This is a genomic window from Methanohalophilus portucalensis (assembly GCF_002761295.1).
Taxonomy (GTDB): Archaea; Halobacteriota; Methanosarcinia; order Methanosarcinales; family Methanosarcinaceae; genus Methanohalophilus; species Methanohalophilus portucalensis.
The window spans coordinates 1,635,479-1,657,603 of record NZ_CP017881.1 but is presented as its reverse complement, the minus strand read 5'-3'; the positions used below and the strand labels follow the sequence as shown (position 1 = coordinate 1,657,603).

At 40.1% G+C, this 22,125-nt stretch carries 21 protein-coding genes; 11 read left to right on the top strand and 10 right to left on the bottom strand.

What is annotated here, in order from left to right; translation table 11 throughout:
- Positions 1-672: 672 nt before the first annotated feature.
- The 7 genes from BKM01_RS08545 to BKM01_RS08515 all read left to right on the top strand — a co-directional run bounded on the left by BKM01_RS08545 (position 673) and on the right by BKM01_RS08515 (position 5,717).
- Positions 673-1,464, top strand: a complete 792-nt coding sequence (locus BKM01_RS08545; protein WP_072359566.1) for a serine protein kinase RIO — start codon at positions 673-675, stop codon at positions 1,462-1,464.
- A 16-nt stretch (positions 1,465-1,480) separates the two neighbouring features.
- Positions 1,481-2,017 carry a KH domain-containing protein gene (locus BKM01_RS08540; protein ID WP_072359564.1) on the top strand — a complete coding sequence of 179 codons (537 nt, stop codon included), beginning with the start codon at positions 1,481-1,483 and terminating at the stop codon, positions 2,015-2,017.
- Between the two features lie 29 nt (positions 2,018-2,046).
- Positions 2,047-2,454, top strand: coding sequence for a fasciclin domain-containing protein (locus tag BKM01_RS08535; protein ID WP_072359562.1), 408 nt, complete (start codon positions 2,047-2,049; stop codon positions 2,452-2,454).
- 43 nt (positions 2,455-2,497) lie between these two features.
- Positions 2,498-2,914: a DUF1284 domain-containing protein gene (locus tag BKM01_RS08530; RefSeq protein WP_072359561.1), complete on the top strand. Its 417-nt coding sequence runs from the start codon at positions 2,498-2,500 to the stop codon at positions 2,912-2,914.
- A 93-nt stretch (positions 2,915-3,007) separates the two neighbouring features.
- Positions 3,008-3,805 carry a mechanosensitive ion channel family protein gene (locus BKM01_RS08525; protein WP_072359559.1) on the top strand — a complete coding sequence of 266 codons (798 nt, stop codon included), beginning with the start codon at positions 3,008-3,010 and terminating at the stop codon, positions 3,803-3,805.
- Between the two features lie 69 nt (positions 3,806-3,874).
- On the top strand, positions 3,875-4,186 hold the full coding sequence (locus BKM01_RS08520) for a YbjQ family protein (protein WP_072359557.1): 312 nt from the start codon (positions 3,875-3,877) through the stop codon (positions 4,184-4,186).
- Positions 4,187-4,211: 25 nt separating this feature from the next.
- Positions 4,212-5,717 carry a cryptochrome/photolyase family protein gene (locus BKM01_RS08515; RefSeq protein ID WP_072359555.1) on the top strand — a complete coding sequence of 502 codons (1,506 nt, stop codon included), beginning with the start codon at positions 4,212-4,214 and terminating at the stop codon, positions 5,715-5,717.
- 2 nt (positions 5,718-5,719) lie between these two features.
- Here the strand turns inward: BKM01_RS08515 and BKM01_RS08510 are convergent, their stop codons facing one another.
- On the bottom strand, positions 5,720-6,715 hold the full coding sequence (locus tag BKM01_RS08510; protein ID WP_072359553.1) for a YbgA family protein: 996 nt from the start codon (positions 6,713-6,715) through the stop codon (positions 5,720-5,722).
- A 106-nt stretch (positions 6,716-6,821) separates the two neighbouring features.
- Here BKM01_RS08510 and BKM01_RS08505 point away from each other — a divergent pair, with 106 nt between their 5' ends.
- A complete protein-coding gene (locus BKM01_RS08505) occupies positions 6,822-7,493 on the top strand; it encodes a hypothetical protein (protein WP_072359551.1) in 672 nt (223 codons plus the stop codon).
- Positions 7,494-8,312: 819 nt separating this feature from the next.
- On the opposite strand, the gene BKM01_RS08490 is transcribed toward BKM01_RS08505, so the two are convergent.
- Positions 8,313-8,975 carry a hypothetical protein gene (locus BKM01_RS08490; RefSeq protein ID WP_072359547.1) on the bottom strand — a complete coding sequence of 221 codons (663 nt, stop codon included), beginning with the start codon at positions 8,973-8,975 and terminating at the stop codon, positions 8,313-8,315.
- A 112-nt stretch (positions 8,976-9,087) separates the two neighbouring features.
- Here BKM01_RS08490 and BKM01_RS08485 point away from each other — a divergent pair, with 112 nt between their 5' ends.
- The 3 genes from BKM01_RS08485 (at position 9,088) to putP (ending at position 12,974) form a co-directional block, all read left to right on the top strand.
- Positions 9,088-9,651: a hypothetical protein gene (locus BKM01_RS08485; protein WP_072359545.1), complete on the top strand. Its 564-nt coding sequence runs from the start codon at positions 9,088-9,090 to the stop codon at positions 9,649-9,651.
- A gap of 73 nt (positions 9,652-9,724) precedes the next feature.
- Positions 9,725-11,374 carry a DUF2070 family protein gene (locus tag BKM01_RS08480; protein ID WP_072359543.1) on the top strand — a complete coding sequence of 550 codons (1,650 nt, stop codon included), beginning with the start codon at positions 9,725-9,727 and terminating at the stop codon, positions 11,372-11,374.
- A 109-nt stretch (positions 11,375-11,483) separates the two neighbouring features.
- On the top strand, positions 11,484-12,974 hold the full coding sequence (gene putP / locus BKM01_RS08475; protein ID WP_200807989.1) for a sodium/proline symporter PutP: 1,491 nt from the start codon (positions 11,484-11,486) through the stop codon (positions 12,972-12,974).
- A 31-nt stretch (positions 12,975-13,005) separates the two neighbouring features.
- Here the strand turns inward: putP and BKM01_RS08470 are convergent, their stop codons facing one another.
- The 8 genes from BKM01_RS08470 to BKM01_RS08435 form a co-directional block, all read right to left on the bottom strand.
- Positions 13,006-16,158 carry a type I restriction endonuclease subunit R gene (locus tag BKM01_RS08470; protein ID WP_072359541.1) on the bottom strand — a complete coding sequence of 1,051 codons (3,153 nt, stop codon included), beginning with the start codon at positions 16,156-16,158 and terminating at the stop codon, positions 13,006-13,008.
- 293 nt (positions 16,159-16,451) lie between these two features.
- Positions 16,452-16,679 carry a type II toxin-antitoxin system HicA family toxin gene (locus tag BKM01_RS08465; protein ID WP_234993658.1) on the bottom strand — a complete coding sequence of 76 codons (228 nt, stop codon included), beginning with the start codon at positions 16,677-16,679 and terminating at the stop codon, positions 16,452-16,454.
- Positions 16,663-16,869, bottom strand: coding sequence for a type II toxin-antitoxin system HicB family antitoxin (locus BKM01_RS08460; protein WP_072359539.1), 207 nt, complete (start codon positions 16,867-16,869; stop codon positions 16,663-16,665). The genes BKM01_RS08465 and BKM01_RS08460 overlap by 17 nt, the downstream gene beginning before the upstream one ends.
- Before the next feature lie 76 nt (positions 16,870-16,945).
- A complete protein-coding gene (locus tag BKM01_RS08455; protein ID WP_233125615.1) occupies positions 16,946-18,244 on the bottom strand; it encodes a Fic family protein in 1,299 nt (432 codons plus the stop codon).
- Between the two features lie 135 nt (positions 18,245-18,379).
- Positions 18,380-19,630 (bottom strand): coiled-coil domain-containing protein, encoded by a 1,251-nt coding sequence (locus tag BKM01_RS08450; RefSeq protein WP_072359537.1) that lies wholly within the window; start codon positions 19,628-19,630, stop codon positions 18,380-18,382.
- A 2-nt stretch (positions 19,631-19,632) separates the two neighbouring features.
- Positions 19,633-20,901 (bottom strand): restriction endonuclease subunit S, encoded by a 1,269-nt coding sequence (locus tag BKM01_RS08445; protein WP_158008569.1) that lies wholly within the window; start codon positions 20,899-20,901, stop codon positions 19,633-19,635.
- Positions 20,879-21,370, bottom strand: coding sequence for a hypothetical protein (locus BKM01_RS08440; protein WP_072359533.1), 492 nt, complete (start codon positions 21,368-21,370; stop codon positions 20,879-20,881). The genes BKM01_RS08445 and BKM01_RS08440 overlap by 23 nt, the downstream gene beginning before the upstream one ends.
- An 80-nt stretch (positions 21,371-21,450) precedes the next feature.
- Positions 21,451-22,119 (bottom strand): hypothetical protein, encoded by a 669-nt coding sequence (locus BKM01_RS08435; RefSeq protein ID WP_143744132.1) that lies wholly within the window; start codon positions 22,117-22,119, stop codon positions 21,451-21,453.
- Positions 22,120-22,125 lie beyond the last annotated feature (6 nt).

Genomic DNA, 22,125 nt, shown 5'->3' with positions numbered 1-22,125 from the left:
TATTTCTAGCACACCTTTTGAAGGTTAAAGGAAATTGTTGGCAGGGTACCTGTTAAACAACATGGATGCTGATTAAAGGCCCTGCACAGTGAATTCTTAATACTAACGATCAGAATTCACCGAACTGCCATTGCGTGAGTCAGACAGAATTGTTATCTCCTGTCTCCATTAAAATGAAGGTGATTATGTTTCCACACACGTTCTGTGCGGGAACACATGAATACTGTTTTTGGTATATAAACCTTTTGATCCGGCCAAGCCGGAACAATTCACACGACAAACCAGCAAGGTTCACGCATGAAACAGGTTACCAATACTGTGCCATTCACAGGACACATATATACGTGTCGAACGTATATAAGCATTTGCATTATTAATTTCCACTGAACAAACAGGCATCAAGCAGTTGCAAGCATTGTATGCTACATCTGCACCCATTCATTGAGCGGGACTCCTACATATGCCCACTGATATTAATAGTTATCGTGCAAACAAATATTGAAATGAAATGTTGAGAACAGCAAAAAACAAATCCATCCATAAATGGAACGCATAAATAGCATGAAGAACCTATCAAGCTGGCATATTTCAAAACAAAAAACGAAGATCCTACAAAAATAAAATATTGCAAGAGCAAATCCCGGGAAATATATATTGAAAAGATGTGGCAGCATGGAAAAAGAATCAAAAGACATACGAAAACTCGACACTGATGTCGACAAAATGCGCATCAGACGCAAAGACAGTGAGCACCTGAAAGTAAAAGAAAATGTATTTGATGAAGCCACCCTCAAAGCTCTTTATGACCTGGCAAGAAAAGGCGTGATAGAAAGTCTCGGCGGATCAATTAGCACCGGTAAGGAAGCAAACGTATTCCTTGCAGAAGGCAAAGACAAAAACATAGCTCTCAAAATATACCGCATATCTTCAAGCACCTTTAATTCCATGGATGAATATATACGAGGAGACCCACGTTTTAGCAATATACGTCACAAGAAAAAAGATATCATATTTGCATGGACAAAAAAAGAGTACCGCAATCTTATGCGTGCCAGAGAATGCGGCATAGCTGCCCCCAGGCCAATAGATACCCACAAAAACATACTTGCCATGGAATTTATCGGAGAAGGAGACAAACCCTACCCTCTTCTAAAGGAAGTAAAACTTAGTGAACAATCTGCACAAACAATTTTTGGGACAATTATACATTACCTCGAACTACTTTATAGTGAAGCCAAACTAGTACATGGAGACCTTAGCGAATACAATATTTTGCTAGATCCATCTACCCTTGAACCATATCTCATAGACATGGGCCAATCTGTAACACTGGAGCATCCATCGGCAAATGACTTTCTAAAACGAGATATCAGAAATCTTGCCCGCCACTTCAAGAAATACGGCATACAGCCCGACGAAGAAGAACTTTTAAGGATTATTACCGAAAAACAAAGAGACAAGTAAACACAGGTTGAAAATTATGACGCATTTAAAAATACCAAAAGATAGAATTGGTGCAATCATCGGGCCAAAAGGCCAGACTAAAAAATTCATAGAGGAAAAATCATCTTCACAACTCAACATCGACAGTGAAAATGGGAGCGTAGAAGTCATACAGGGAGATGACCCCGTAGGAACCCTCAGGGCCATCGAGACAATCAAAGCCATTGGAAGAGGATTCAACCCTGAAAAAACAATACCTATGCTGGATGATGATCTGCTGATGTTGGAGGTTATTGATCTTTCAAAACATGCATCTACAAATAAGGAAATGACTCGTCTAAAGGGCAGGATTATAGGCAAAGGGGGTAAAACCCGAGAAATTGCTGAAAACCTAATTGGAGTGAAAATCTCAATCTATGGAAAAACAGTCAGTTTCATAGGATACCCGGAGCAAATCCAAATTATGAGAACTGCAGTTGAAATGCTCATAGAAGGAGCAAATCATGGCCCCGTGTACAGTTTCCTCGAAAAGAAACACAAAGAATTGATGCAAGCCCAGCTGGATTCCTATTAATCATACAAAATTAACCATAGGAGAAAAGAATGGAGTCAAAGGACCTTATCCAAACCGCAAAGGACATGGGAGAATTCACCACCCTTTTAAAAGCAGCCAAAGCACTTGACCTTATGGAAAAGTATTCCACAGAAGGGCCTTTCACCATTTTTGCGCCAGTGGAAAGTGCTTTTGAACCCATTCCTGATTCAGTTATAGACGATGCCTTCGAAGATCTTGATTACCTTAGAGATATTATTAGTTACCATATAGTAGAAGGAAAATACAGCACCGAAGACCTCCGCGAAAATACCACATTGACTACGACAGGAGGCAACAAATTGAGGTTGAGGGAAAACGAGGGGAAAATATTTGTGGAAAACACGCCAATCCTTAAACCTGATATCGAATGCAGCAATGGAATCATACATTCCATAGGAGATATTCTCGTACCCTGAATAGTACTCATTTTCCATTAACTTTCTTAGATGTGGATGAAAAATGCAAATCCGGGCACACCATATATTTTGCATCCAGGGCTTCATCGGGAAGGGTTATTCTGAACAATTTATAGAGAATATGGAAAACATTATTGAAAAACTAAACAGCTGTGATCTCCTGATAGAGGTCACAAATACTCCGGATTGTATTTGCACAGCCTGCCCCAGACTGGAAATCATTGATTCACAAAGCGAAAATGCTAAAATAAGTCTTATTGGTTGTGAAGTTGAAACGAAAGTCAAAATGCTCGACAGAAAAGTAGCTGATTCTCTTGGAATTTATTTTGGAAAACATTACCTGTACAGCGAAATTCTTAAAAAACTGAAATATATCGATGAAGAAAAATTCGATAATATTTGTTCTGAATGCCAATGGTACAGTCTCGGCTACTGTAAAAAAAGAATTATTGGCATATAATGCAAAACATACCTTGAAGTCCAAGTAACATCTGTTTTATATACCTATGCCCCATTTTCTTTGTAGAGTAAAAATTGATTCAAGGAGGATAGAATGGCAGAAATGTTTCAATTCAACAACCTTACAGTATGGGACATCGGAGCGGCCCTGATAGTACTGGTTGCAGGTTCTATCATTGCCCGCATCCTGACAGGAATGTTTAAAGACAGCATCTCCAGAACAAAATTACCTTCACTTGTAATTGACTTCCTGGCAAGATTTTTCAGCATTCTTCTCTACGTTATTGTAATCCTTGCCACATTGTCAACATTGAACTTTGATGTCGGACCTGTAGTCCTGGGATTGTCAGCCGTGATTGGATTGATCCTTGGATTCGGGATGCAGGATACACTCACAAATCTGGGGGCAGGAATATGGATTGCTGCACTTCGCCCCATAGATAAAAATGAATACGTAGAAATAAACGGCATCTCAGGAACTGTTTCGGGCGTTGGGATTATGGCTACTGAACTTCTTGCACCAGATAACAAATTCATCACCATCCCTAATAAACTTGTATGGGGAAACGCTATCATCAATGCAACACGCCTGCCCACCAGGAGAGTAAGTGTTGATGTAGGAATAAGTTACAGTTCCAATATAGACAGAGCCATTGAAATTGCCATTGAAACAATGAAATCCCACAGTAAAGTGCTGTCAGATCCTGCCCCTGCAGTAATGACAACCGAACTTGCAGATTCCTCTGTAAACCTGCAGCTTCGTGCCTGGACAAAAACAGAGGATTTCTGGAATGTAAAGAAAGAACTCACAGAAAATATATTCAAGGCCTACAGAGAACTGGGAATAGAGATCCCATTCCCACAGCTGGATGTCCATCTTGAAAAAGAGTAATGACATCCAATATCTTTTTTTTATTATTTTTTTTTTAATGATAAAAAATCTTGTCATGGAGAGCCTATCTTGATTATCACTACTACTGAAACGGTTGATGGAAAGCAACAAAAAATCCTTGGTATCGTGATGGGAAATACGGTACAATCGAGACATATCGGTAGCGATATAGGGGCAGCTCTGAAGAATGTAGTCGGAGGGGAGCTTAAAGGTTACTCAAAGATGCTCAAAACATCCAGAGATGAAGCAATGCAACGCATGATTGAAGAAGCAGAAAAACTGGATGCCGATGCAATAGTTAATGTGCGTTTCACAACATCGCAGACAATGGCCTCTGCCGCCGAGATCCTTGCATACGGAACTGCCGTGAAATTCATCTGATCAAAAATAAGGGAGATGGGCAGGAATGAAAGGCATATGGATTGTAGGAGACCAGTTGATAGAGGACAATCCTTTGATCCAAAATTCCCCGCGTGCCCCCCTAATAATGATAGAATATACCGGTTTTAGCCTTTCCAGAACTTATCACAAAAAAAAGCTGATTCTTGTGTGGTCTGCAATGCGCCACTATGCAGAAAAACTTCGAAAAAGAGGTGCAGATTTAACCTACATAAAGGCCGCAGAAATGGAAAAACCATTAAACAAATGGATAAAAAATAAAGAAATAGATGAACTCCATATTTCGGAACCTGCGAATATCCATCTTAAAAAAGATATCGAAAAGCTCAATCTCAATTGCAAAGTAGTATTCCTGCCGGATAACCAATTTATGTGGCAAGCACAGGAATTTAGAGATTGGGCATGCTCACGTAAAAAATTTCTCATGGAAAATTTCTATAGGACAGGCCGCAAAAAATATGACATCCTGATTGAAAAAGATGGTAAACCCTTTGGAGGAAAATGGAACCTAGATCGGGAAAACCGCAAACCTCCACCTAAAGATGGATTTCAGGATAAACCACCCCAACATATAAAGTTTCCACCTGATAAGATCACAAAAGAAGTTATAGCAGAAGTTGAAAGAAGCAAATATCCTACATATGGAAAAGGAAAAGATTTCAATTTAGCTGTAACCCATGAAGATGCAAAAAAAGCACTCGACTTCTTTATAGAAGAAAAAATCGCCAATTTCGGATCCTACCAGGACATAATGCTTACAGGTGACAATGTACTTTGGCATTCAATTTTATCCCCCTATCTAAACCTCGGCCTCCTACATCCCCTAAATGTAGTCAAAAAGGCCGAGCTGGCTTATTACCAAAAAAATCTCCCCCTAAACAGCGTCGAAGGATTCATCAGGCAAATACTTGGATGGCGCGAATACATGCATTGCATTTACAACTACAAAGGGGAAAAATACCTAAAAAACAACTGGTTTAATCATGAAAGGGAATTACCCACTATATACTGGTACCCCGAAAGAACAGCTATGAACTGTATGGCCAGTGTAATTGAAGAGGTACGTGATACAGGCTATGCACACCATATACAGAGACTTATGGTACTGAGTAACTTTGCACTGCTTGCAGAAATTAATCCCTTAGAGGTTAAAAACTGGTTCCATACAGCTTTCATAGATGCATATGACTGGGTTATGCAACCCAATGTTATAGGAATGGGGCAGTTTGCAGATGGAGGAATTATTGCCACTAAACCCTACATCTCTTCTGCAAACTATATCAACAAAATGAGTGATTACTGTCGCAATTGCGCATATAACCACAACCATCGAACCGGTATAGATGCCTGCCCCTTTAATTACCTCTATTGGGCATTTCTTCACAAAAATAATAAAAAACTTAGAAATATAGCCCGTATGAAACTCATTCTAAAAAACCTGGAGCGAATCGATAAAAAGGAACTTAAGCAAATACTGGCACAAGCAGATGATTTCCTTAACTACCTTAAATAATATTAGAAATGAAAATGCTCCCAGTAATCCTTATCCCTACCAGGGTCCACTTCCATTTTCAGCTCCGCAGGATAGGGTTCGAAAAACCTGGAATAAGCTGATGCCTCTGAAGCAAATTTGCCGACAAAGAATTTCAGCATTTCAAGAACTGCACCCACATCCACCAGATTGCGGGAATAGAGATTAATTACATCATTAAATAGAAAGTCGTCTTCCACAGTTGCCTGTTCCTTGAAACCCGAATATATATTCTGTGCCATATTTATGTAGGATTTCGAAAATGGGTGATTGGAGAAAACTTCCTTGAGCAGTGTAAAATATTCCCCTGAAACCTCATTGAAAACAGCCCCTTGCGACCCTTCAATAAGAGAATTCATTTTGTTTGCTAGCGGTTGGCTGTAAAGCATGAAAAGATAGTGATAACGGCGGTTGTATTCTACCAATTGCTCCATGTTTCCAGAACCCAAGGTCTCCCTGAAGTCTGCAAAAGCAAAAAGACGAGTGAGGAAATCATGCCTGATACGTACATTACGCAACCTGTCATCCTCTTCAATGGGATAACCACCATAGCGTTTCAGAATCTTGTCTGCAAAGAATCCACTGCCTCTTTCAATTACCCCGGCATTACTTAATCCACTATAAACCTTGATATCACGAATACCAATTGTCGGAGACTTGGACTTAAAAATGAAACCATCCACTTCCGACAATTCCTCAAGGAAAGAATCCGTAAATTCATCCATTTTTTCAGTTACATCATTTCCTGTTTTGGGTTGTACAAGACGGTATTCCCCTTTGGTCTTTACAATCCTCAGGGTATCCCTCGGAACTCCAAGACCAATGTCTACTTCCGGACATACTTTAATGAAATCCACGAAAGGCTCAAGGTCCCGCACTGCCTGGCAGTGAATCACTTGGCCATCATAACGTACTTTTTCAAATTCAAGGCACCTGCTTACAAGCACAACTGGCCGGGAAAAGGATATTTGCGGTATCATAATATATTATTGAGAGATGTTAACATAAATCACTTTTGATTCGTATTCAATGGACCACTGAATTTTTAGCAAAGGAACTATATGCCCGAAAGATAGATTTTATTTCATGAAACTTGTCCCAATAATACTCCTCGCTGCCCTCCTGCTTGCCCCTGCAGTTGGTTCTGCCCATCTGCCACGGCTTGTTGAAAGCAATACAACCAATGTTGAAAATCCTGAAATTTCCCAGGCATTCTACGGCGAACTTAGAGGTGTGCCCGACATATACGTTATAGACTCTAATACGTCTTTCAGACTATATGCCAGCCTGCTTGTACCCGCAACCGAAGGTATCGAAAAGGATGTATCTGTAAAAATATGCCGTGAAGGAATCGATGATACAAATTGCACTGTACTTGATGGGATGTCCCATGAGTGGACCCCGTATTATGAGGAATTCGGAGGAGATTACTATTACGACGGACCCGAACTAATAACAGACCAGGATGGAAAAACAGTAAAAGGAATAGAAGTAGGAACTGGAAAATATATATTGAAAGTTTTCAGCCCGGACAATAAGGGAAAATATGTACTTGTAGTTGGGGAAAAAGAAAAGTGGTCTGCCATCGAATTCCTGAATACTGTCTACCTTATGCCTAAATTGAAGTCGGATTTTTTTGAAAGGCCTGCCCATGAAGCCTATTTCAATATATTCGGTATGTTCATGCTAGTAATATTCATATCCGCCACAGGAGCCATATGGGTACTTATTCGGAGATACCTAAGAAAAGGCAAATGAAAAAAGAAAAAATGGTTTTGCCTAAAAGGCTTAAGGGTTAGTTTTCGGTATAACGCTAAAACCAATCCGGCGGGACAGGAGGAGAATAGGGAGTTTCATGAAGGAGCAGGAAAGAGGGGTTATGGACAGGGAAAACGGGTCGACGGCCAATTCCGGAAATCTGTATGGAGCAACTTATTATCGTGTGTTTCACACTCCGAGTAGTTTGCATCATATTCTAAGGATCAGTGTTCTGCGACTGTACCTCTGGAAAATATATCAGGCGATTTTTACAATGCCGGGATTTGCTGCCCCACCTCCAGAATATTCATCTGACATTATATAACTATAGAAACCATACAAATATAAATGTTTTTGTTATATAATATATAGTAATTATATTTTCTTTTGCAATTTATAAGGAAAATTCCTACAATACCATACTACATACCATTAAAGCTGAATTAAAGTATCATGATCAAAAAATGGACTTCCCTAGCAAAAAACCGGCAAAAACTGAAGCCAAATTGCAACAAATCGAAATAAGTAAGGATTCATCCAGATCCAATTTAAGGAAGACAAAATAAATCCAAGTTTCTACCAGAATCACAATTCCTTCACCTGCCAGAATAAGCCAGCAATATGAGCCTATAATAGCCGGGAATATAAACCATAGATAAGGTAAAGTCAAAGCTGTAGCACAAATTGCACAGGAAAATAAAAGGCTATCCGATAAGATATTTCGCTTCAACCCAAAAAGATTCCTGACAATAAAGAAAATTATGGGAATTTCAATCGCCAGAGTTAATAAAAGGGATTTCAGGAACACATATTCATATATCATATAACAAAAATCCTGAATAAATTACTAAAAAAATCATATATATCCCGGAGGATGTTAGAAAACATACTACTTTCCAAAGAATTGGAAGATCCTGACGAGTCAATATCATTGGAACTAGTTCCAATATTCTTGTAAAGACCATCAATTTGAGGAGGATCAAAGTGTTCTATTTTATCTGGCAGGCCGCTTCGAACAGACTTCTTATAAGACATATAAAGTATAAGATGATTGTCTTTAAAGCCTGCAACTGAATAATTTATCTCTTCCCTATTCACAGGATTGACAATCGTAGTAGAATACCAGTCAGGATTTATTGGAAATGAACAGGAATAAAATTCCGTACCGGATTTCAAATCCAAATTCTCCAAACCATACTTTTCAAAGTAAGATCTATCAATTGCATATATTGTAAGATTATTTGCCTTATAAAATTGGGTAAGAGTAGTATTCGGGTAAATAACATAGGGATTCTTACACTGTATTACAGGACCCTGTATGTTACCCACAAAAACAACATTTGGATATTCTTCAACGTTTTCGATAAATACAGTTCTTTCTACTGCTTTGTAACCCGGCGGCATCACATCTGCTGAAACTGGAAGAATGAATAGCCCTGCAAGCAGGAAACATAACAATATAATCATATGTTTTGAGTACATAATAAATACCTGAGATTATTCAAATAATTAATGTAATTTCTAATATTAAAAATGATTTGCTGATAAAAAAATATAAGAAATGAACTGCATCAAGTAAACAAAGGAGATATTTATGGAAAAAATAGTGTGGATACTGGCACTGACATTCTTTGCCTTAATGACAATATATAACCTCTACATGTGGAGGAAAGACCAAACAATATTTGTGGCACCCGTGATTGGATTGATGATGTTTATCGGCACGCTGGCTGCATATCTGGGATATTATCATTTAATAACCTTAGTCATTATATTTGGTGGCTTGATTGTTTTCAAGTACAGGAAACAAATGAAAAATAAAACAGATAAAACAATTCTCGATAAAATGAAAGCTGCAAACACTGAAGAGCCCATGAAAGCACTAGATTATTTTGGGACCGCAGACGGATGGGCAAAACTTGTTACCTCCAAAGGTGCAAAATTTGCATCCTTTATTCATACGATAGAGGTTACAATAATATTCCTTATAATTGGAGTTATTCTCTATTTCTCATCATTAATGGCAGAATTCCAAGATGGTTTTCTGCATGCGATGTTGGTAATGATACTGATTTTACCCATAACCGAATACAGGAAAATGTATCGCATATTCAGCAAATATGAAATGCAAAAAAATTCCATTGCAGCAACAAAATAAACTTATGCTAAAACTATATAGAATATAATCAAAATATACATAAAGGGTATGCAATATTAACTAATTGAAATCAATGGCTGACAATATCGATGTATTCAAGAAAGTGATATTCAGCATCCCACCAATGAAAACGGTGATTGCTGCTGTAATACTATCAGGTTGCCTGTATGGAGTAATCGTTAATTTTTTCCTATCATCTGTATCTCCGCTAGAATTGAGTGTTCGTTATATTATAGAAACAATATTGATGGTTTTCGTAATCCCGACACTTATTGCGGGTGAGATTTACCATTTGTCATTTGAGGAGTATCCCCGTAAATGGAGTTACTTCATAGCCCTATTTAGCGAATGTATCCTGTTTATATATGGTATGATCCTGAGTGCCGCCGGGCCAACAGGAATTGCAAGCAGCTGGAACATATTCTGGCTTGCGGTTATTACGGTATTCCTGATCAGCATGATCGTATTGATATCAACGCTGGGGTACGAAAATATTAAAAGAATCACTATAGTAAGCCTAGCACATCCACTTATGATAATTGCAACCTACCACATTTTCCTAGGCCGGGAACAGGATATAACTTATGTGACTTACGTGGAAAAATTAGGCGTTTTCTTCCTGGCAGGTATAACAATCCTGCTGGCTTTTTTACTTGCAGAATACCTGATAAGTACCAATGTGAATGTTTCAGCTATTAAATTGTTCTCCGGAATGATGCATAAAAAACAGGAAATTCTGGACCTGGGTTATTTAGTAAAACCAGATGTACAGACCTTACTGCTGAAAAATAAAAATGGGGAATCCACTATTGCAATTCCCTGGATACATCCCGGCCCACTCGAAGGATTCGGCGGAGGCAGGGCATCCACAGACATAATCAATCACCTGAATAATAACAGTGAAGGGTTTTTCCTGCATGTCCCATCCACCCATAAATCCGATCCTGCAAATCCCGGGGACATTAAAAAAATAATAGGGGCATTCGAAGAGCCCGAAACAACTGATTATGCTTCAAAAATGTTAAAAAAGGATTATGGAAAACTGGTATTTTACGGGAGAAAATGGGGAAACCAGAAGATAGTATACATGGAAGCTGAAGAATATGGAGATTACGAGATACCCGTATTTACAGAAATCCTGGACCTCAATAAAGTAGTGATAATAGACCTTCACAACCATGAACGTAATAAGGAACCTAAAGAGCAGCTCATTTATGGCACTGTGGAAGCCGAGCATTTCAGAAATTGCCTAAAAGATTTTCTCGACGAACTTGAAAAGTGCGAACTACATGATTACCGTGCAGGTTTTGCCACCGAAGTTGCAGGTACACCTAAATTTGCCCTTGTTGAAGAAGTTGATGGCCAGAGAATACTTGTCTTTGGCACCGAAGGCAATGGAATATCCTCCGAAATGATGGATGTAGCCCTTGAATATGAAAACTACTTTGATGACATCATAATGTTTACAACCGATACACATAGCAGCATACATAGCATGATTGCGGACAGGCACGTAGACCCTAAAAGCCTGGAAAATGTCATTGAAAGTGCCCGCCAAAATGTATCAAAGGCAAGCGCAGGTTTTATGAACAAAAAGGCTGAACCCATGAAATTACTAAAGGATGATTACCTGGGATTGGCTTACAGTATCAACATACTTGCACGATTGATTCCCCTCACTCTTTTTTTACTCTACATAGCATTGATATTGTGGATATTGTGAGACAAATAACCACTTTCCATGAATTGATTATATAAAATCAGAACATTAATAACTGAAAACCTGTATCTGAGAGCCAATTCAATTACGGTGTCCACAGGAGATAAAGTTCATGGAAATGACATCAGGAAACCAGAGTGTTGCAATTATAATTGTATTATATTTACTTTTCATGTTGACAATCGGTTTTTATTACTACAAGAAAACCGAAAACCTGTCCGATTATATTCTAGGTGGCAGGCGATTGAACAAATGGGTAACCGCCTTAAGTTCCCAGGCATCGGATATGAGCGGCTGGCTGCTTTTAGGGTTGCCGGGTTATGCATATCTCTCTGGAATGGAAGCAGGATGGATTGCTCTCGGATTGGGAGTCGGAACATATCTTAACTGGAAATTTGTTGCCAAAAGGCTGCGCAGATACACAAAAGAGGCAGGAGATGCCCTGACTCTCCCGGTATATTTTGAAAATCGTTTCAGGGATAAAAGTAAACTTTTAAGAACGATTTCTGCCCTGTTTATCCTTATATTCTTTCTGTTCTATACTTCCTCTGGGTTTGTTGCAGGAGGTAAGCTTTTCAGTACGGTCTTTGGAGTTGAATACTTTACTGCCCTCACAATAGGCGTACTTGTAATTATTTCCTATACTTTCCTGGGCGGATTCATGGCAGTCTGCTGGACTGATTTCTTCCAGGGTTTGCTTATGGTTCTGGCCATCACAATAGTACCCTTTGCAGCAATGAACGGCCTGGGTGGCATCTCATCAACGGTTGATATAGTCAGAACCATTGACCCGAGCCTGCTGACCCCTTTCACCGGTTCTGATGGGAACCTGATTTCCCTGATAAGTGTAGTCTCTTTGCTAGCCTGGGGTTTTGGATATTTTGGCCAGCCCCATATCCTCGTACGTTTCATGGCCATAAATAACCCGGAGGAAATCAAACAGTCCCGGGCAATTGCCATAACCTGGGTCACCATCTCTCTGGCTTTCGCAGTGATTGTCGGTCTTGTGGGAAGGGCTTATGTGCCGGAATTCCTGGCGGGTGCATCAAGTGAAACCGTGTTCATGGTAATGGTAAACAGCCTGTTCCACCCGATAATTGCCGGAATTATGCTGGCAGCCATCCTTGCGGCTATAATGAGTACCGCTGATTCCCAGCTACTTGTGGCAGCATCCGCATTTACAGAGGACATCTACAGACTGGTCTTCAAGTCAAATGCCACCCAGAGAGAACTCGTATGGATGGGGCGTATCACAGTAATCGGAATATCCCTTCTTGCCTATTATTTCGCTCTGGACCCGGCAAGCTCTGTCCTGGACCTGGTGGCTTATGCCTGGGCAGGATTTGGTGCGGCATTCGGCCCAGCCATTATTTTCTCCCTGTTCTCCAGGAAGGTGACAAGAAATGCAGTCCTCGGAGGGATGATCTCAGGCGGTGTAATGGTAATCCTGTGGAAGCAGTTATCTGGAGGGATTTTTGATCTTTATGAGATCGTTCCGGGATTTATCCTTTCCAGCATTGTTATCCTATTGATAACAAGAATGGACCGTGAACCTGCCGCGGAGATACAGGAAGAGTTCGATAGAGTTCAGCAATCGGCCTGAACTCTTTTTTTTATTTACCTTTATTTAAAATTTAGGTGGCAGAAACTGCCGCATCCCTGCATACTATCTCTGCCTGCTCCAGGATATTTCGGGTTGCCATTTTTTGTTTGTCCGGAGGATAACCATATCTTTTGAGCAGCCGCTTTATGTTTACCCGCATTTTAGCCTGCACGTTTTTGCGCAGGGTCCAGTCAATTGTGACGTTCTGGCGGATCAGGCGCACGAGTTCTTCAGCCATAAGCCTTAAGGTATCATCGCCAAGCACATCAACAGCACTCTCATTTGCTGCAAGGGCATCATAAAAAGCAAGTTCTTCATCTGTGAGACCAAGATCTTCCCCGCGCAGATCTGCCTCCCGCATTTTACGGGCCAGTTCAATGAGTTCCTCAATGATACGCACATTATCTATACTGCGATTCTTATATTTGTTAACCGATTTTTCAAGCATCTCTGCAAAAGATTTACCCTGGATTCGGTTTTTCCTTGTCCGGGTTTTGATTTCATCATTGAGTAATTTTTTCAGGACCTCATAGGCAAGGTTTTTCTGGGGAAGCGTACGCACTTCATCGAGGAAATCTTCAGACAGGAGAGATATATCCGGTTTTTTGAGCCCGGCTGCATCAAAAATATCTATTATTTCATCAGTTACAATCGACCGGGAGACAAGATTCTTGATTGCCGAATTTAATTCCCTGTTTGATTTTACAGAACTTCGGTCAATCTTGACCAGAATAGATCGTACGGCCTGGAAATAACCTACCTCTTCATTGATTTGATCCACTTCTTCATGAGGTTTGGAGAGAGCTAGAGCTTTGGAAAGTTCGGCCACATGTTTAATGTAGCGTTTCTTTTCATCATCCTTTGCCTTATCCGTATTGCCTTTGGAGAGAATGAAATCCGCACCCTGCCGTACAATTAAAAGCTTCTCCCGGGGCGAGGCGGAGAATATACGTTGATAATCAAAACCATGAAACATATCCTTTACAATTTCATATTTTTCACGCATTAATGCAATCGCTTCTTCCTTAAAACTGGCAGGATCACCCCGACCGCCGTTTTCCGTATAGTTATTCATGGCTTTTTTGAGATCATACAGTATACCAACATAATCTACAATCAGGCCCCCGGGCTTATCACCGAATACCCTGTTGACACGTGCTATTGCCTGCATGAGGTTGTGACCTGTAAGCCATTTTATAAAATACATGGTGTGAAGGGCAGGAGCATCAAAACCTGTCAGCCACATGTCGCATACAATGACAAACTTTAGAGGATCTTCAGGGGCCTGCATCCTGTCTCTGACCTTAAGTCTCTGGTTCTTGCTGCGAATATGGGGCTGAAGCCGGGACTCATCGGCGGCACTGCCTGTGATTATCACCTTGAGATTACCTTTAAGATCGTCATCGTCGTGCCATTCCGGGCGAAACTTTATGATTTCGGCGTAGAGGTCTGCACACATGCGTCTGCTCATACAGACAATCATACCTTTGCCTTCAAGTACTTCAAGACGATTTTCAAAATGATCTATTATGTCGCCGGCAAGTTTGCTGAGATTGTCTTTACTGCCCACAACCGCCTCAAGCCGTGACCAGCGACTTTTCAATTCTTCAGTTTCATAATCTTCCCGGCCTTCGGTTATCCCGTAAAAGTCCGAATCCAGGGTTTCCCTGACTTCGTTTGAGATCTCCAGTTTGGAAAGGCGGCTTTCATAATAAATCGGGACGGTTACATTGTCCCGTACAGCCTGCTCGATATCATAGATATCAATGTAATCTCCGAAAACTGCAGGGGTGTTGCGGTCTTCCAGTTCTACAGGAGTCCCTGTAAAACCGATGAAGGAGGCTTCAGGGAGAGCATCCCTCATGTGTTTTGCAAAGCCGTAATTTATCTGTGCACCGTTGTCTTTCCGGGTAATCTTTGCATCAAAACCATATTGACTCCTGTGGGCCTCGTCTGCAATTACAACAATATTGCTCCTTTCCGAAAGCACTGGAAAGCGATCTTCATCCTCCCCGGGAAGGAATTTTTGTATGGTGGTGAATATTATGCCGCCTGAGGCCACTGACAATAGTTGCCTTAAATGGTTGCGGTTTTCTGCCTGTACCGGCGTCTGGCGTAAAAGCTCATGACATCGTGCAAAATTCTCAAAGAGCTGGCCGTCCAGATCATTGCGGTCTGTTATTACCACGACGGTAGGGTTGTTAAGAGCCTGTACAATTTTGCCCGAATAGAAAACCATTGACAGGCTTTTCCCGGAACCCTGGGTATGCCATACAACCCCACATCGGCGGTCTCCTTCAGCAGAGACGGCACCCCTGGTTTTTTCCACAGCCTTATTGACCGCATGGTACTGATGATAACGGGCCAATTTTTTGCTGATAGGACCGTGATTTTCCTCAAATACAATGAAATTGCATGTAAGATCAAGAAGAATTTTCGGCTCACACATGCCTTTCAGGAGGACTTCCATGGGCGGTACCAGGAATTCGGCAATTTTTTCTCCGTCCAGGGTCTTCCATGAGAGGAACCATTCCCTGTTTGATGTAAGGGTTCCTGCACGGGCATCCTGCCCATCGCTGATTGCAAGTATGGCATTGTAGCGAAACAGGGAAGGGATTTCTTTTTTGTAGGTCTGTAACTGGTTGTAGGCATTATCCAGAAGGTCGTTGTCTTCAAAATTCTCCATGTTGTCGGGTTTTTTGAGTTCGATTACAACAAGAGGCAGCCCATTTACAAAGAGAATTACATCCGGCCGGCGTTCATGCCTGTCCTCTACCACTGTGAACTGGTTTACAGCCAGAAAATCGTTGTTATCGAAATTTTCAAAATCAAAAAGCCAAACTTTATCATAGGTGGTTTCCCCACTTTCCTTTTTGTATTCCACATCCACACCGTTGACAAGCATGTTATGGAAACTGCGGTTGCTGTGCAACAGGTCCTGACTTTCTTCCCGGACAACCTTTTTCAGCGCTTCCACCCGGGCCTGCACGGGGATATCAGGATTGAGGATTGCGATTGCAGCCTGCAAGCGATTCTCAAGGACCACATCAGAAAAACCTGCACGCTCCTGATCAGGCATCCCGGGAGCAATATCAGGCCCGTACCGGTATCCATAACCCAGATCATTTACAAGAATATCCAGGGCTGCTTCCTCTACTTCAGATTCTGAGATTATGGCCGACATGAATTACTTCCCATAAATTATTAGGGCATTGCAGGATATGTTGTTTTACTATTAGATATATTTTATTAATTTATGCCAAGAGATGTCCGGAGAATGTGTTAAAACTACCAATCCGGTAGAAATTGGTAGTTTTTGGTAATTAACCATTCCAGATACTTATGGAAGTTAAAGATCAGGCATCCATTCAGAGGCCACACAAAAATTCGGTCATAAGCCTGATTTTATTTACCGACAAACACTGGTAATCATCCACTAACCAAGGCGCAACGTGTACGGTTCTCAGATTGGATATATTATTTTAGAACCCGCAAAAATTCATCCATTGTTACGTTAGACTGCCTAAGGATACTTTTCAGAGTACCTTTTTTAAGTGGATTATGCAGGGGCACGGTAACGGTATCATTTTCACGTTGCAAAAAAACATGGCTTCCCTTTTGCCTGACAACTACAAAACCGAGTTTCACCAGGGTTTTGATGGCTTTCTGACCGGAAATAACTGGCATTTCAGGCACTTGCAACATCAACCTTTGTAATTTCCCCGAGAACCTTGGCCTGTTCCTCTGTTACTTCAAGCACCAGTTCGATGGCTTCCCGGATATTCTCCAGGGCTTCTGCCTTTGTGTCACCTTCACTTATAGCCGATGGAAGTTCCAGACAGCGTGCCGTGTACCCGCCCTCTTCTGCGACCTCAAGAACAACTGTATATTCCATAGTTAATCATCCGTGTTTCTGGTATATTAAATTTGATTGTACTGATTTGACTGGAAGTAAGGTATCGGGATTTAATTCACCCTGCTACACCTGAATACCTGTACATCAATTTGTTGCGGACCTTTATTTGCTCAATATACCCCAGTTCCGAGAGATATTGCATATCGCGTCTTGCGGTGTCGTAGGCAACATTGTATTTGCCCATTATTTCAGCAATGGAGAACAGCCTATCGGATTCTCCAAGCAGGGTTTTGAGGATGTCAGCCTGCCGGAGGTTTAAGTTTTCAGCGGATTCAATCAGCTGCATGGCTGCGGCCTGTTCCTCCTTTTTGCGGACAATGTATTCCTCGAGGTCCTCCAGGGCTTTTTCGATTGCCGAGAGGTTGTAGTTTATGAAATATGTCAGGTCATTGTCGTCGGTTTCGGTGTAAAGATAGGCGCGGGCGTATTTCGTCTTGGAGTGAAGCAGTATCCGGGAGATGGGCATGTATTCAAAGAGCCAGTAACCCCGGCTAAGCATGTACCAGTAGAAGACGGAGCGTGCAAACCTGCCGTTGCCGTCGATGAAGGGATGAATGTAGCCGATGAGAAAGTGCAGCATGATCCCTTTGATTAGGGGATGGATGAATTCGTCTTCATCGCTGCTGGCAAATTCACAGAATTCCTGCATGAGTGCCGGGATTTTGCGGTAGTCCGGTGGAGTGTGATAGATTTTACTCCCGTCCTGCGGATCGGCTACCACTATGTCGTTGTTGTCCCGGAATTTGCCCTCATCCACCGGGTTTTCCATGGTATCCCGGGTGATCTCCCTGTGGATTTCAAGCAGGGTGTCCACGTCAATGGTCCTGCTTTTCATGTCGGCGATCCTGCGAATGGTGCGATAGCCGTTGACGATCATCTTCTCGGAGTAATCCCGGGGCCGGCGTTTTTGCCGTAGCATCTGCTTGGCGGCTTCCCGGGTGGTGGCCGCCCCCTCCAGCTGGCTGGATGCGATGGCCTCTTCCATGAGGGAGTTGACGATATACCGCCTGCGATCCGCAGCACTGACCCCACCCGGCCGACCTTCCAGATTACCGGCCCCCCGGGTGTCCAGCAGGTGCAGCCTGCGCAGGGTTTCATTGGATTGCACATACTGGAAATCCCATTCCCCGAATTCGATGTGTCGCGCCTGCATCACCCTGCTACTTTTGATCACAGCCCAGAGTTTTTCCGCCTCCACCGGCAGTTTCCTGCGGCGCAGCTCCTCCCAGTGCAGATAATCCCGGTTATATTTTGTAACAAGTTCCTGTATCCCGGGATCAACAAACAGCGAATACACATCAGGATACTTCTCAATCACCGCCCACATATCCGGGGCCTTCTGCGGAACCTTCATAACTACCAATCCGTTAGTTTTTGGTATTTATTGGTATTTATTGGAATAAATAGATTACTACCAATTTGGTGGGAATTGGTAGTTTTTGGGAAGAGTGGATTGCTAGAGTAGAGAATAAAATTTCATATATATGAGTTATTTCCAATTCTTGCCTATAGAATTCATCATTTTTTCAAACAGAGATATCTCAATTTCATCTTTAGGAGAATGTTTGGATATATTTTCCAGAGGTGATGAATAGATTTTTTCCATCGAATTGATCAAAAATTCTGCGATCTTAACCCTTTCATCTCCGTCTAATTCTTCATTCAGAACTTTTCTGTATGAATCCAATGAAAGAGAAAGAGATGATTTAAAAGCATATTCTTCAAGCAATTTACGTTCACGGTTATAATTAGAAGCTGTAAACCAAACTGCTGCTGATGCAGGAATTAATAAAGAAATTTTTGAAATAATAGTTGCAGTTTCATCTACTCCACTTAAAATTTCAAAATATAAAGCCCCAGCTGCACCAAACAAAATCAAGATAGCAACAAAGGTAGCATTTTTCCAAAATATTTCTGAATCTTTAAGTTCACTCTTTCTCTCACCAAAAGTTTTGCCTAATGCCCCACCAACCGCCGAACTTAAGAGATCAGTAATTTTTGATTCTAATTCTTTATTATTTTCAATTAATTCTTGTGTTTTATTTTCATGATCATCCAGACTTTCTTTATAATTATTTATGCTTTCATGAAATTCACTAATTGTATCCACCATAGATTCAGTACGATTATGGCGAGATTCTAATTCGGAAGTAATCTTAGAAGTATTTCTATTTCTTACAGCAAATTGTTCATCCAATTTTTTTTGTTGATTAATTAGATCATTACTTTGAGACAGGTTTTCTTTTATAATTTCAACTTGAGAGTGGATTTCTTTATTTGTTTTTGCAGCATCTTCAATTTCATTTAGCAAAGAGTTATACTTTTGTTGTAATTCATTCAATTCAGATATTTTAGCCTTGTAATCAACTAAACCCGAAACTCTAAGATCTAGATTCATACTCAAAAAAACATATTTTTTTAGATTTTGTATTTTATTAAGCAAAGACGGTACTTCTCTTTGCCCTTTTCGATAAATATTATCAATATTGCTTTTTATTGATGTCAAGTGTGATTGTATAGTTTCTCTTGAATTTATATCATAATCATCTAAAACACCATTATCTATGCTTTCTAGCAAAAGATCTCTTACATTACTAAAGTCTACTACAGCTTCATTTAATGTATACTCATTATGTTCAACAGGAAGTTTCAAATCTCTTATTTTCTGCTGGAGAGGCATTAAATCGACAAAACTATCATCATCAAGCAATTGTTTAATTTCCTCAGATTTTGCCTTCATAATTAATCACCATTTAATTGAATACGTATATATCCAGACATTAGTTTAGGAAGCAATAAATCGCGGGTTTGAGAAAGTACTTTGCTTTCTACAGAGTTACAAAGTATTTTCTTGAAAATGGAATCATTCTGATCATCGAATTTTACCATGACATCTGCTGGTGGCATAACTATCTTTATTCCAGAGAATTGTTTTGTATTGAGGTTAAGTGTCGCCGAACCACCACTAGCCCACAAATGTAACTTTTCGTATAGTTCTTTCATAGCAAAATAAAGATAGTAAGGACTCACACTCGAAACTGGAATGATAGAGTTGATCTGCTGATTTGTATATGCTTCCTCATTTGTCAAGCAAACTAAACCAACAGTTGCAATGCAACTTACACAAACTGAATTTGCAGGGACCTTTTTCTTGTAAATTGCTTCTGCACCTTTTTTAGATAATTTATCCTCAGTATCAATAGGAAATATTTTATTTCTCATATCTGGAATTTTAATAAATGAAATAGTTCCGTCTTCATAGTAATCATGTATTTTCTTTGATGGTGTTTTTCCACATATTATATTACCAAAATTTTTCAGCTCCTTTACTTCCCATCCTCTCGGAATCTCCCCCATCTCCGACTCCACCATCTCACCGCCGCTGGATTTGTAGGGCTGCCCATTCTCATCCGGAAACTCGAAATCGATGAACCACTGCTTGAAGATGGCCTGTGCGATCTGCTCGAGGGTGGCATTCATCCGGCGGTTGAGTTCGATTTTGTCGTCGAGGGAGGAAAGGATTTCAGCGATGGCGCTTTGTTCGGGGAGAGGAGGGAAGGGCAATCTCAAGTTAGATATTGTAGATTTATTTACCGATGAATATACCGTTCCTGTACCTTTGGCGATCAGATTATTTTTAAAATTCCTCAATAAATACAGCAAAAAGTGGTTATTTTGATTTTTCATTCTAAGCGAAGCTAGCCCTCTTCCTATGCAGAGTTCTCTCGGCGCAATGTTTGTTTCACCTACTGGAGCCCGCACACTGAGCAAGATATCTCCTTTAGCAGCAATTTTTTTGGGACTAGAACAATATGTGTCAAAACAAGGATACAAGTCACAAAATGTTCGAATACCTTGTAGAAATGGTAAATCACCTGTATTTTGTGTATAGTATTCAGAAGGTGGAGATTGCCCCATGATTATATCACACTGGTTTTCAACTGTGTCAAGAACCCAATCTTCAGGGATTAGGCCAATTTCAGTTTGTTTAAACTTCGTCTTTTGTTGCATTTTCATATATGACCTTAATTTGCTCTTTTAATTCTGCGTTTTCTTCTTTTAATTGCAATATTTCAGTATTCATTGCATTAATTGTATTAACATATTTTTCATCTCTTGAATCTAAATAATTAGTAATTTGATCAATTTTAACGTTATTAGAATGTATATTCTTCCTGTGAATATCTAAACGGGAGAAAATATAGTTGAGTAATTCTGTAATGTTAAGATTTTCTTTTTTATTATTAATTTCAATTGGGAAAAATTTTAATCCCATGAATTTATTGAATAATGACAATTGAACATTGGGCTTGAATTGTGTCATATTATTTGTGGCAGGTTGCCTCATGGATTCTCTGGTCACATTTCTTGAAGGCATGCTTAGATTAATGCCTCTCTTTTTCAATTGATTTTGGAAATGTATTTCTTGTCCTTTCGCTAAATTTTCTAATTGCTTTTTTGTTGGTTTACGCTTTTTCATACTATAACTCCCCATAAATAATAGAAAGTAGTTAATTATAGTACCTTTCAGCCCCTTTAATTTATAGTTTTATCTCAAAATTAAAAATTTTCTGTAATATTATCAGCCGGATTTTCAGTTAACTCGACTTTCTGGGCCGAGCCATATGTCTTAAAGATGTAAAAATTCTCATTGCGTTTATTCCAGCAATTAAAAACAGGGTGTTGATCAAAATCCGGAACATTTTCCAGAGATAGCCATTCTATATAATAAGTATCCTCTATCTTATTTTTGAAACCAATAAAAATTGGATTATAACGCACCTGCAAAGTCAAGTTCATCTTCAGTGTCTTTTTAGGAATTACTTTTCTTGTGTCACCCACAATAACATTATCAAAAATATCTGGATTGTTGTTCCGTATAGAACTGGTTTCCAACAAAATTTTTGTTGCTTCTCCGGGATTAAGATAACTAATCTCGTTATCAGTACTTTTTCCCTCTATCGAATATGCATCAAAATGGAATTGGTAACTAACATCAAGTGATTTTGCAACATTATTAGACTCGTTTTTAATTACAAAAAACAATGTGCCTGATTCCAGAACACTGGGCTGGTCGGTGACCTCTTTGTCCCCAGAGATTATTCCTGTCAAAATAACAGGCTTTCTTGAATCTCTAAATTGAAGGAAAATAAAAAAGATCAGGATGAAATTTATTATTACAAGACACAGGTCTAAAATTTGATCTAAATTCATTCTTTCAAATTCCACTCTTGC